Source organism: Shimia haliotis (genome assembly GCF_900114415.1).
Classification (GTDB): Bacteria; Pseudomonadota; Alphaproteobacteria; order Rhodobacterales; family Rhodobacteraceae; genus Shimia; species Shimia haliotis.
In genome coordinates, this window is record NZ_FOSZ01000006.1 from 209619 (window position 1) to 220682 (window position 11064).

Annotated in this window: 10 protein-coding genes and 1 tRNA gene; 7 read left to right on the top strand and 4 right to left on the bottom strand. The window is 59.8% G+C overall.

What is annotated here, in order from left to right; translation table 11 throughout:
- Positions 1-18 precede the first annotated feature (18 nt).
- Both aroQ and BM069_RS15035 read right to left on the bottom strand, forming a co-directional pair.
- Positions 19-456: a type II 3-dehydroquinate dehydratase gene (aroQ, locus tag BM069_RS15030; RefSeq protein WP_093324896.1), complete on the bottom strand. Its 438-nt coding sequence runs from the start codon at positions 454-456 to the stop codon at positions 19-21.
- A gap of 63 nt (positions 457-519) precedes the next feature.
- Positions 520-960 (bottom strand): Lrp/AsnC family transcriptional regulator, encoded by a 441-nt coding sequence (locus BM069_RS15035; protein ID WP_093324897.1) that lies wholly within the window; start codon positions 958-960, stop codon positions 520-522.
- Positions 961-1088: 128 nt separating this feature from the next.
- Here BM069_RS15035 and BM069_RS15040 point away from each other — a divergent pair, with 128 nt between their 5' ends.
- Positions 1089-4496 carry an indolepyruvate ferredoxin oxidoreductase family protein gene (locus BM069_RS15040; RefSeq protein ID WP_093324899.1) on the top strand — a complete coding sequence of 1136 codons (3408 nt, stop codon included), beginning with the start codon at positions 1089-1091 and terminating at the stop codon, positions 4494-4496.
- 47 nt (positions 4497-4543) lie between these two features.
- A complete protein-coding gene (locus BM069_RS15045; RefSeq protein ID WP_093324900.1) occupies positions 4544-5029 on the top strand; it encodes a RidA family protein in 486 nt (161 codons plus the stop codon).
- 66 nt (positions 5030-5095) lie between these two features.
- Here BM069_RS15045 and BM069_RS15050 read toward each other — a convergent pair.
- A tRNA-Met gene (locus BM069_RS15050) sits at positions 5096-5172 on the bottom strand.
- 265 nt (positions 5173-5437) lie between these two features.
- On the opposite strand from BM069_RS15050, the gene phnC reads away from it, so the two are divergent.
- The 5 genes from phnC to BM069_RS15075 all read left to right on the top strand — a co-directional run bounded on the left by phnC (position 5438) and on the right by BM069_RS15075 (position 10200).
- On the top strand, positions 5438-6247 hold the full coding sequence (phnC, locus tag BM069_RS15055) for a phosphonate ABC transporter ATP-binding protein (protein WP_093324992.1): 810 nt from the start codon (positions 5438-5440) through the stop codon (positions 6245-6247).
- Positions 6248-6305: 58 nt separating this feature from the next.
- Positions 6306-7208 carry a phosphonate ABC transporter substrate-binding protein gene (gene phnD / locus BM069_RS15060; RefSeq protein WP_093324901.1) on the top strand — a complete coding sequence of 301 codons (903 nt, stop codon included), beginning with the start codon at positions 6306-6308 and terminating at the stop codon, positions 7206-7208.
- 69 nt (positions 7209-7277) lie between these two features.
- Positions 7278-8162 (top strand): phosphonate ABC transporter, permease protein PhnE, encoded by an 885-nt coding sequence (gene phnE / locus BM069_RS15065; protein ID WP_093324903.1) that lies wholly within the window; start codon positions 7278-7280, stop codon positions 8160-8162.
- Positions 8159-9484 (top strand): phosphonate ABC transporter, permease protein PhnE, encoded by a 1326-nt coding sequence (gene phnE, locus BM069_RS15070; RefSeq protein ID WP_093324904.1) that lies wholly within the window; start codon positions 8159-8161, stop codon positions 9482-9484. Before phnE (BM069_RS15065) ends, phnE (BM069_RS15070) begins: the two co-directional genes overlap by 4 nt.
- 98 nt (positions 9485-9582) lie before the next feature.
- Positions 9583-10200, top strand: a complete 618-nt coding sequence (locus BM069_RS15075) for an LbetaH domain-containing protein (protein ID WP_093324906.1) — start codon at positions 9583-9585, stop codon at positions 10198-10200.
- Positions 10201-10227: 27 nt separating this feature from the next.
- On the opposite strand, the gene phnF is transcribed toward BM069_RS15075, so the two are convergent.
- Positions 10228-10977: a phosphonate metabolism transcriptional regulator PhnF gene (gene phnF, locus BM069_RS15080; RefSeq protein ID WP_093324907.1), complete on the bottom strand. Its 750-nt coding sequence runs from the start codon at positions 10975-10977 to the stop codon at positions 10228-10230.
- Positions 10978-11064: the final 87 nt, after the last annotated feature.

Below are 11064 nucleotides of genomic sequence, written 5' to 3' on the forward strand. Positions count from 1 at the left end.
GCAGCACGTCACTGGGAGTTACGCCAGAAGCGATCCCATGCGGCGCATGGCGAGGGCGTAGCCTTCAACGCCGAAACCCGCGATCACGCCGTCGGCGCGCTGGCTGACGTAGGAGTGGTGCCGGAAGGCTTCGCGTTTGTGCACGTTGGAGATATGCACCTCCAGCACAGGCCCTTCGAAGGTGTGCAGCGCGTCGAGGATCGCCACCGAGGTGTGCGTGTAGGCCGCCGGGTTGATGATGATGCCTGCCGCGTTATCGCGGGCTTCGTGGATCATCTCGACAATCTCGCCTTCGTGGTTGGACTGCATCAGCTTCACAGACAGGCCAAGATCGGCGCCGAGCGCGGTACAAGTGGCTTCAACATGGGCCAGCGTGTCTGAGCCGTAAATCTCCGGCTGGCGCTTGCCCAGAAGGTTCAGGTTCGGGCCGTTCAGGATGTAGATTGTCTTGCTCATGGGCTTGGTCCTGCCGTGTGGTGGTGCCTGTGCCTAGCCGCTTAAGTGCTTGTCGGGCAAGGGTTAGCTTTTGATGTCGCGCAGAATGACGTTGGTCTGTGCCGAACTTACCGCAGGCAGCGCGAAGAGGAAGTCTTCCATAAAGCGGTTGTAGGCTTCGATGTCGGTGCAGCGCACGCGCATGTGGTAGTCCGCCGCGCCGGTGATTGCGAAGCATTCCTGCACCTCCTCGCGGGCCGAAACCGCCTCGATAAAGCGTTTGAGGTGGGCAGGGTCATGGCGTGTGAGGTTCACATGCACGATGGCGTGGAATGTGAGGCCAAGTTTTGCGGGGCGCAGGCGGGCGCCGTAGCCTTCGATCAGACCCGCGTCCTCGAACGCGCGGATGCGGCGCCAGCAGGCGGAGGTGGACATGCCAACATTGTCGGCGAGGTCAGCGTTTGAGGCGCGGCAATCCTGTTGCAGGAGAGCGAGGAGGTGGCGGTCTTTTGAGTCGAGGTTCATTGGTTTCATTTTCCGATTTGGCGTCGATTGATGGCACAGTTTGTCGAAATTGTCCAGTGGATCGCAAAAATTGGCACCATATTCCCCCCTGTGCGTGAGATCATTGTGGATCAGGAGGAGCGCGCGCAATGACCAAAGCCAGCCACGAATTCAAAGGGTATGCCCTATCGGACCGTTATGATCGCACGGAAGGGCGGGTGTTTCTGACCGGTACACAGGCGTTGGCGCGGATCATGTTTGATCAGGCGCGGCGTGATCGTGAAGCAGGGCTGAACACCGCTGGATTTATTTCGGGGTATCGTGGCTCTCCTCTGGGTGGGTTGGATCTGGAATTCTGGCGTGAGCGGAAGCGGGTTTCGGATAACAACATCACCTTTATGCCGGCCGTGAACGAAGACCTTGGCGCGACGGCGGTGCTTGGCGCGCAGCAGTCGGTGCTGGACCCCGATTGCGAGGTCGAGGGCGTGTTCTCCATGTGGTATGGCAAGGGGCCGGGTGTGGACCGTTCGGGCGATGCGCTGAAACATGGCAACGCCTATGGCTCCTCGGAGAAGGGCGGTGTGCTGGTTGTGGCGGGGGATGACCACGGCTGTGTCAGCTCGTCCATGCCGCATCAGTCGGACGTGGCGTTCATGTCGTGGTTCATGCCGACGTTGAACCCCGCGAGCGTGGATGAGTATCAGGCGTTTGGTGAATATGGCATCGCGCTGAGCCGCTTTACCGGCACATGGGTTGGGTTCAAGGCGATTTCGGAGACGGTGGAGTCAGGCCGGTCGGTGGAGATCGTGCCGGACCGCACGTTTGTGGAACCGGATTTTGAGATGCCTGCGGGGGGGCTGCATGTGCGGCCCAGCGATTTGCCGAGTCCAGAGATCGAGACCCGCATCGGGCATAAGTTGCGCGCGGTGGAGGCCTTTGTGGAGGCCAATCCGATTGATGAGCGGGTGTATGACATTCCCGAGGCCAGCTTTGGATTTGTGAGCACCGGCAAGGGGCATCTGGATCTGATGGAGGCGCTGCGGCTGTTGGGGTTGGATGAGGCGGCCTGTCGTCGGCTGGGCATCGATATTTACAAGGTGGGTATGGTCTGGCCGCTGGCGCGGCGGGATGCGCTGGCCTTTGTGAAAGGCAAGACCGAGGTGCTGGTGGTTGAGGAAAAGCGCGGCATCATCGAGAGCCAGTTCAAAGAGTATTTCTATGACTGGCCGGGGGACAAGCCGGAGAAGATGGTGGGTAAGCACCGTGCGGTAGGTGATCCGTTACTGCCGTGGACGGGTGAGTTGAGCCCGTTGCAACTGGTGCCCGTGGTGGCGGAGCGGCTGGATCGCTTGTTCCCTGAGGAGGGATTGTTGGCGAAGGCCAAGGCGCTCACCGAGGAAAAGCCGCCGGTGTTGAATGTCGCGGGCGCAACGAGGACGCCGTATTTCTGTTCGGGGTGTCCGCACAACACCTCGACCAAAGTGCCGAAAGGGTCCAAGGCGCTGTCGGGGATTGGCTGTCACGTGATGGCAAGCTGGATGGATCGCGACACGGGCGGTTACGCGCAGATGGGCGGCGAAGGCGTGCCGGTGGCCGTGGCGCAGAAGTTCAACGGCAAAAAGCACGTGTTCCAGAATTTGGGCGAGGGGACGTGGTATCACTCGGGCTCTCTCGCGATCCGGCAGGCGGTGGCGGCAGAAGCCAACATCACCTTCAAGGTGTTGTTCAACGATGCAGTCGCGATGACCGGCGGGCAGCCGGTGGACGGGCCGGTGTCGGTGCATGGTATCGCGTGGAACGCGCGGGCCGAAGGGGTGGCGCGGATTGCGCTGGTGAGCGACGACATTGGCAAGTTTACCAAAGGGGATTTCCCGCCGGATACGTCTTTCCATGACCGCAAAGATATGGACCCTGTGCAGCGGGAATTGCGCGAGATCGATGGGGTGACGCTGCTGATCTATGAGCAGACCTGTGCCACCGAAAAGCGTCGTCGCCGCAAGCGCGGGACGATGGACGACCCTGACACGTTTGCGTTTATCAATGATCTGGTCTGCGAGGGCTGTGGCGATTGTTCGGTGGAGAGCAATTGTTTGAGCGTCGAGCCGGTGGAAACCGAATTTGGCCGCAAGCGGAAGATCAACCTGAGCACCTGCAACAAAGACTTCTCTTGCCTCAACGGGTTTTGCCCGAGCTTTGTGACCGTGACCGGTGCCAAGCGGCGCAAGAAGGACGGGAGTGACGTGGATTTGCCCGCGTTGCTGGCGGGTGTGCCGTTGCCGCAGGTGCCGTCTTTGGATAAGCCGTTTGATTTGTTGGTGACAGGTGTGGGCGGCACGGGGGTCGTGACCGTCGGTGCGCTGATCACCATGGCGGCGCACTTGGAGGGGTTGGGCTCGTCTGTTCTGGACTTCACCGGCTTTGCGCAGAAGTTCGGCACGGTACTGGGATATGTGCGGCTGGCGTCTTCGCCAGCGGCGGTCAATCAGGTGCGGATCGAACAGGGCGCAGCGGATGCGGTGATTGGCTGTGACGTGGTGGTGAGTTCTGCGCCGAAAGCGAGCGTGCATTATCGCCAGGGGGCGCAGGTGGTTCTGAACACCGCCGCGATGCCGACGGGTGATCTTGTGCTTAACCGCGATGCGGACCTGAAGATCGGCATTCGCGAGCAGGTCATTCGCAAGGCTGTCGGGGCCGCAAACGTGCGGGCGATGGATGCCAACAAGATGGCCGAAAAGCTCATGGGGGACAGCGTGTTTGCCAATGTGATGATGCTGGGCTTTGCTTGGCAAAGGGGGCTTGTACCTGTCTCTGAGGGCGCGTTGAAGCAGGCGATTTTGCTCAATGGCGTGGCGGTGGAGAAGAACGCGCGGGCGTTTGATCTGGGCCGCGTGCTGGCGCATGATCCTGAGGCGATTTCATTTGAGGAGGCTCCGACGGCAGAGACGCTAGACGAGGTGATCGCGCGGCGGGTGGCGTTTTTGACGGACTATCAGGACGCCAAATATGCGGCGCGGTTTGAGGATCGGATTGCGGCCTTGAAGGCGCGGTTACCGGACGATTTGGTGATGGATGCGGCGAAATCGTTGTTCCGCTTGATGGCGTATAAGGATGAATATGAGGTCGCGCGCCTGCACCGCGAGAGCGGGTTTGAGGCGCAATTGCGGGAAGAGTTCGAGGGCGATTTCAAGGTGAACTATCACCTGTCGCCGCCGGCCTTGCCGTTGGGTCGCGATGCGCGGGGGCGGCCGACCAAGGTGGCTATGGGGCCGTGGATGCGGCCTGTGCTCGGGCAGTTGGCCAAGATGAAGGGGCTGCGCGGCGGGATGTTTGATCCGTTCCGGTTTTCGGAAGATCGCAAGCTGGATCGGAACTTGTTAGCGTGGTTTGAAGGTGTGCTGGATCAGGTTGCTGTCGGGTATGACACGGCGACGCAGGAGGCATGTGCGGCTTTGGTGACGGCGCCGCAGGACATTCGCGGCTATGGTCCGGTGCGGGAAAAAGCAGCGGAAGAGGTGCGCGCGAACATGGCGACGCATGAGGCGGCGTTGCGAGGGTGAGTTGGGCGGCGTAGGGTCGCCCCAACAACAATGAGAGGAGCGGGCGCATGTCCAAGATCGAGGCGCGTTTGAAAGAGCTGGGGCTGGAGTTGCCGGCAGCGACGGTCATTCCGGCAGCGGTGCATTTGCCGTTTTCGCTGGTCAATCAGCGGGGCAATCGCCTGTTGATTTCCGGCCATCCGAAGTCAAATGCCGATGGCAGTATTGGCGGGCCTTTCGGGCAACTTGGCATGGATTTGACCACCGATGAGGGTTATCAGGCGGCGCGGGAGATTGCGTTGGCGGTGCTGGCGAATGTGAAAGCTGAGATTGGCGATCTGGACCGGATTGTCGGCTGGACGCGGGTCTTTGGTATGGTGAATTCGGCGCCGGGGTACAGCGAGCAGCATCTGGTGATCAACGGGTTCAGTGATGTGGTGCTTGAGGTGTTTGGTGCCGAAGTGGGGCGGCATGCGCGCTCGGCGATTGGCACGCATGGCTTGCCGATGAATTTCGCGATTGAGGTTGAGGCCGAGGTTGAGCTTCGCGGCTGACGGCGCCAATTAACGGTAAACAAAAATAAAGCCCGGATGGTGATCCATCCGGGCTTTGGAATTCTGTGGTGGCGGTACAGGGACTTGAACCCCGGACACGCGGATTATGATTCCGCTGCTCTAACCAACTGAGCTATACCGCCACGGTGGACGCGATTTAGGCCGTAGGGCGGGCAGGGTCAAGAGAGAAATCGCACCCAAAGGGGCGGAATTTTTTGATTCTGTAAAGGTCGGCAGGAATTGGCGCGCGCGGACGTCAAAAATTTCGGAAAAATTGGAAAGTTATTGTGCTCGGGGTGCCTTTGGCAGGGGTGCCGACTCGGAGGCTGTTACAAAACCATCAACTGACTGTCATTTTAACTTTGAGGAGCCCGCCTAATCAGCCCCCGACACAGTTTGGGGAACGACGTGCTGAGAATCGAGAACTTGACCAAGAGCTTTGGTCCCAATGTGGCGGTGGATGCCGCCAATGTTGCCGTCGACAAACCGGCGATGATTGGAATCATCGGCCGCTCAGGCGCGGGCAAGTCGACCTTGTTGCGGATGCTGAACTGTCTGACGGATGCGACCTCCGGCCGGATCGTGTTTGAGGGCCAGCAGATCAGTGCGCTGAAGGGCGCGGATAAACGCCGCTGGCAGTCCGAATGCGCAATGATTTTCCAGCAGTTCAATCTGGTGCCGCGTCTGGATGTGGTGAGCAATGTGCTGCACGGCACGTTGAACAAGCGCTCGACGCTGGCGACCATGTTCAACCTGTTTCCGCAGGAAGATATCCATCGCGCGATAGACATTCTGGACCGGCTCGGCATTGCCGAGCACGGCCCCAAGCGCGCCGAGGCGCTGTCGGGTGGCCAGCAGCAGCGTGTGGCGATTGCGCGCGCGCTGATGCAGGACCCGAAGATCATTCTGGCGGATGAGCCGATCGCCTCGCTGGACCCGATGAATGCGCAGTTGGTGATGCAATCGTTGCGCGCCATTCACGAGGAAGACGGGCGCATGGTGGTCGCCAACCTGCACACGCTGGACACGGCGCGGCGGTATTGTGACCGCGTGATCGGCATGCGCGACGGGCGCATTGTGTTTGATGGCACGCCCGAGCAGCTGACCACTGGCGTGGCGCGCGACATTTACGGCGCTGATGACAGTTTCAGCGAAGCCGCAACATCCACCGAAATCCAGACGCTTGACCGGCCAAAGACCGCGCAAGTCGTCGCCTGAGTTTCATCACGACCCCCTCGTAAAAATGCGTGGGGCATTTACCAACCGGAGAGAGAAGATGAAAAAACTGATCGCAGCCGTTCTGGCAACCACCGCCCTGACCACACCGGTGATGGCACAGGAAATTTCTGAATTCCGCATCGGCATTCTGGGCGGCGAGAACGCTCAGGACCGTCTGAACAACAACGAGTGCCTGCGCGCCAAAACCGAAGAGCTGCTGGGTGTTGAAACCAAGCTGTTCGCGCCTGCGGATTATAACGGCGTTATTCAGGGCCTGCTGGGCGGCACCATCGACATGGCATGGCTGGGCGCGTCCGGTTACGCGAAAACCTATCTGTCCGATCCGGAAGCGGTTGAGCCGATCCTCGTGAAAGTGAACAACGACGGCGGCTATGGCTACTACTCCATTGGTTTTGCCCGCAAGGACGCAGGCATCGAGAGCCTGGAAGCGATGAAGGGCAAAGTCTTTGGCTTTGGTGACCCGAACTCCACCTCCGGCTTCCTGATCCCGTCCATCGAGATCCCCGAAGCGACCGGCGCGACCATGACCTCTGGCGACTACTTCGGCGAGGTGAAATTCACCGGCGGCCACGAGCAGACCATCGTTGCGGTTTATAACGGTGACATCGACGCCGGCGTGACTTGGGCCGACGGTCTGGGCGAGTGGGAAGACGGCTTCAACTCCGGTGCGTTGCGTCGTGCGGTTGATGCGGGTCTCGTGGACATGAACGAACTGGTCCAGATCTGGCAATCCAAGCCGATCCCTGAAGGTCCGGTTGTTCTGCGCAAGGCGCTGCCGGAAGACACCAAAGTGAAAATGACTGCTCTGATGGCGTCTTTGAAGTCCATGGATGACGAGTGTTTTTATGGTGTGGCAGCGGGTGACGCGAAAGGCTTCATGCCGATCACCCACGAGGCCTATGAGGTCATCGTTGAAGCGCGCAAGCTGAAGTCCAACTGAGACTGGCCGCAAAGATTTGCAGGCCCCGCGGCGGTTCGCGGGGCCTGTTTTTGAAGAGAAGGGGCAGTCATGGCTGAGCTGACGGGATGCGTCACCGACTTTCGCGCTGAATATATGGCGCAGGTGCGGCGCAAGCGGATGATGAACGGCATTATCCTTGTGATTTTCATCGCGCTGATGGTGTCCGGGTTCATGATCGCAGACGACCGCAACGCGGGTGGGTTCTGGGACGGGCTGCACCGGTTGTTTGATTTTCCCAAGGAAGTCTTGGGGGAAGCGTTGGGCAAGCTCAATGAAATGCCCGCGCACTTTGTGAACTTTCTGCCGTCGCTCATCGAGACGATCAACATCGCAGGCGCCTCGACGCTGATTGGGGCGATGTTGGCGATTGTGCTGTCGCTTCTGTCGACACGCGGCATGGCGAAATGGCCGCGCCTGATCGGATTTTTCCGACGCATCATGGATATCATGCGGGCGATGCCGGAGATTGTGATTGCACTCGTTCTGATCTTTGTGATGGGCGGCGGGCCGGTGCCGGCGATGATCGCAATCGCTTTCCATACGGCGGGTGCGCTGGGCAAATTGTTCTCTGAAGTGAACGAAAATGCCTCGCTGAAACCTGTGGAGGGGTTGCAGTCAGTTGGCGCGACGTGGAGTCAGCGCATGTGGCTGGGCGTGATCCCGCAGGTGGCGCCGAACTACTTCAGCTATGCGCTGCTGCGTTTTGAGATCAATATTCGCGCTTCGGCCATCCTCGGCTTTGTGGGCGCTGGCGGCATTGGCTATGAGCTGAAGAACGCGATGAGCTGGGGCAAGGGTCAGTATGACGAGGCGCTGGCGATTTTCATCCTGCTGTTTGCGACGATTGTGATCGTAGATCAGCTGTCGTCGGTGGTGCGCGAGCGCCTGACCCACGGCAAAACCTCCCGTACTTTGGAAAAGGCATCGGCATGAGCATCGCAGCAAACGAAAGCGATTTTCTGAAACTTCAGGCGGATCGCCATTTTTCGCGCAAGAAGCTGGTGAGCTTCGGGTTTCCGACTCTCGCGCTGGTCTACCTGACATACATTTTTATATCGTTCGACATTTTGGGGCTGGCTCAGCGGTTTGAGGTCGACAATGCCCGCGCGCTGGTTGCGGACAGCTACAGCTACAAGACGCATATCGCGCGGGACAATCGCACGGGTGATGTGACGGCGGCCATTGAGGGCGAGCGCAAGGGCACCTATGCGCCCGGCACCGCGCCGGAATGGGTCACGCTGGGTGCGGCCGAGACGGTGATTTATCTGGGTGACGGGCATGTGGTGACGTTCGGGGCCGAGAATTTCGTCAGCTACGACATACCGGGTTACGGGCTGATCACGGCGCAACCGAGTCGCGCCAAGGGCGTGCAGGCGGTGCTGCCGACGGACGATGTGCCCGCGTGGATCAACCTGAGCAAAAACCGCATGGCGATCACCTCGGAGGCGGGCCGTCTGACGGTGACGCGCAACCGTACCGAGGTGTTCCGCTATTTCATGGGCTGGGAGCTTTTCTTCTTCACGCTCGACAGCCCCTATCACGGGCTTGGGTTTGGCGAGGTCATGGCCCGCGCGCTAGGCGGGGAACATGCGGAAATCTGGCAGGACTTCTGGACCAACAAGATGTGGCGCCATCAGGACGTGGCCTGGGCGATTTTTGAAACCATTTTGATGGCCTTCCTCGGCACAATGGGCGCCGCGATTGTGGCCCTGCCGCTGGCCTATATGGCGGCGAAGAATTTCACGCCTTTTGATCTGGTGCGGCAGGTGACACGCCGGTTCTTTGACTTCTTCCGTGGTGTGGATGCGCTGATCTGGACGATCATTCTGTCGCGCGCCTTTGGTCCCGGCCCGCTGACCGGCGCGCTGGCGATCCTGATCACGGACACGGGCAGCTTTGGCAAGATGTTCTCCGAGGCGCTGGAAAACGTCGACCAGAAACAGATCGAGGGCATCCAGTCCACAGGGGCCAAGCCGATGCAGCGCTATCGCTTTGGCGTGATTCCGCAGGTGACGCCGGTGCTTTTAAGCCAGATCCTCTATTATCTGGAAAGCAACACCCGCAGCGCGACCATCATCGGGGCGATCACGGGTGGCGGCATTGGCTTGATGCTGACACAGGCGATCATCACCCAGAAAGACTGGGAAGAGGTGGCTTACTATATCGTGCTGATCATCCTGATGGTGATGGCGATGGACTGGTTCTCCGGCTGGCTGCGGCGCAAGCTGATTTCGGGCGACGAAAGTGGCCGCTGAATCTGTGATAGGCTGAGGCTGGGCGGTGACGCCCGGCTTTTTGGTCTCCAAATACCTCCGCCGGAGGCATAAAATCTTTGCACCAACAGGAGCCTCACATGGCCAATCTTTCAGATGATGCGCCGCTGATCCATTCTGACTGTATCCTGCACGAGGCTACATACGGCCGCTTTGTCGAGATCGGGCAGGGCAGTCGGATCATCAACGCGCATTTCGGGGACTACTCCTATTGTGACCGTATGGCAGAGATCGCGAATGCGGAGATCGGCAAGTTTGCCAATATTGCAGCCTTTAGCCGGATCGGTGCGACGGATCATCCGATGACAACCGCGTCGCTGCATCATTTTCTCTATCGCTCGGCGGACTATTTTGACGATGCAGAGCATGATGCGGCGTTTTTTGCTCACCGCGCCAGCCGCGTGGCGAAGATCGGGCATGACACATGGATCGGGCACGGTGCTATCGTGAAGCCGGAGGTGACTTTGGGACATGGGGCGATTGTGGCGGCAGGCGCGGTCGTCACCAAGGACGTGCCGCCCTATATGATCGTGGCCGGCACACCGGCCACTCCTATGCGGCCACGGTTTTCCCAAACAATTGCCGACAGATTGCTTGATCTGGCGTGGTGGGACTGGAGCCATGATCACTTGCGAGCCGCGTTGTTGGATTTCCGTCATCTGACGGCCGATGCTTTTCTTGAAAAATACGAGCGGTAGAGCCTGCGCTATTGCGTTGGGGTGCGGTCAGCTATCCTTTGGGACATCTCCGGCCTGAGAGCGCTCGTCTGAAAGCGTGAGGGTCACGCGGTCTCCGGCGAACCACGTGGTGCCAAACTCGATCGGGGTTTGGTTGGTGTCGACGTTCACCCCGACAGAGCGCAGGACCGGATCGCCTTCGGTGATGCGCAGATGGAGTGCTTGGGTCGCGGATGCGCGTCGTGCGCTCAGGCGGGTGCTGGCGCGGGTGTAGTCGTGGATGCCGTGTTCTTTGAGTGCGGCTGTTACAGAGCGAAGCCGTCCCAATTGTTCGGTGAGGGCAGGAAAGCGTCCGGCCGGAAAGACGGAACGAAAGACCGCGATTGGTTGGCTGTCGGCGAGGGAAAGGCCGTCATAGACATGGACTTGGGCGCCTTCGGCCAGGCCAAGCGCGCGCGCTTCTCTGGTGTCTGCGGTGCGGGTTTCCAAATGCAGGATTTCCTTGCCAGGCAGGCGGCCTGCCTGCTTGAGGTTGCGGTGGTATCGCACGCGCTTGCCGATGGCGTAGTCGGTTGGCACCTGCGCAACAAAGACGCCCGCGCCGCGACGGGAATGCACCAAGCCGTTGTTGGACATGGATTTTAGCGCGTGTCGCACCGTGTGTCGGTTGACGCCAAATCGCGCGGAAAGTTCTGCCTCGGTGGGCAGTTTTGCGCCCGGTTCATAGCGGCCTTCGGTGATGTCTTCGGTCAGGCTGGCGGCAATGGATTGCCAGATTGGCGTGCGCTTTGCGGTCATGTGGGCCTCGGTGTCATGAAAGTTTCATCGCGGCATGGATTGCGCGACTCGCATCGCGCGGCTAGGATTTGTCTAGTTGTATAGTGA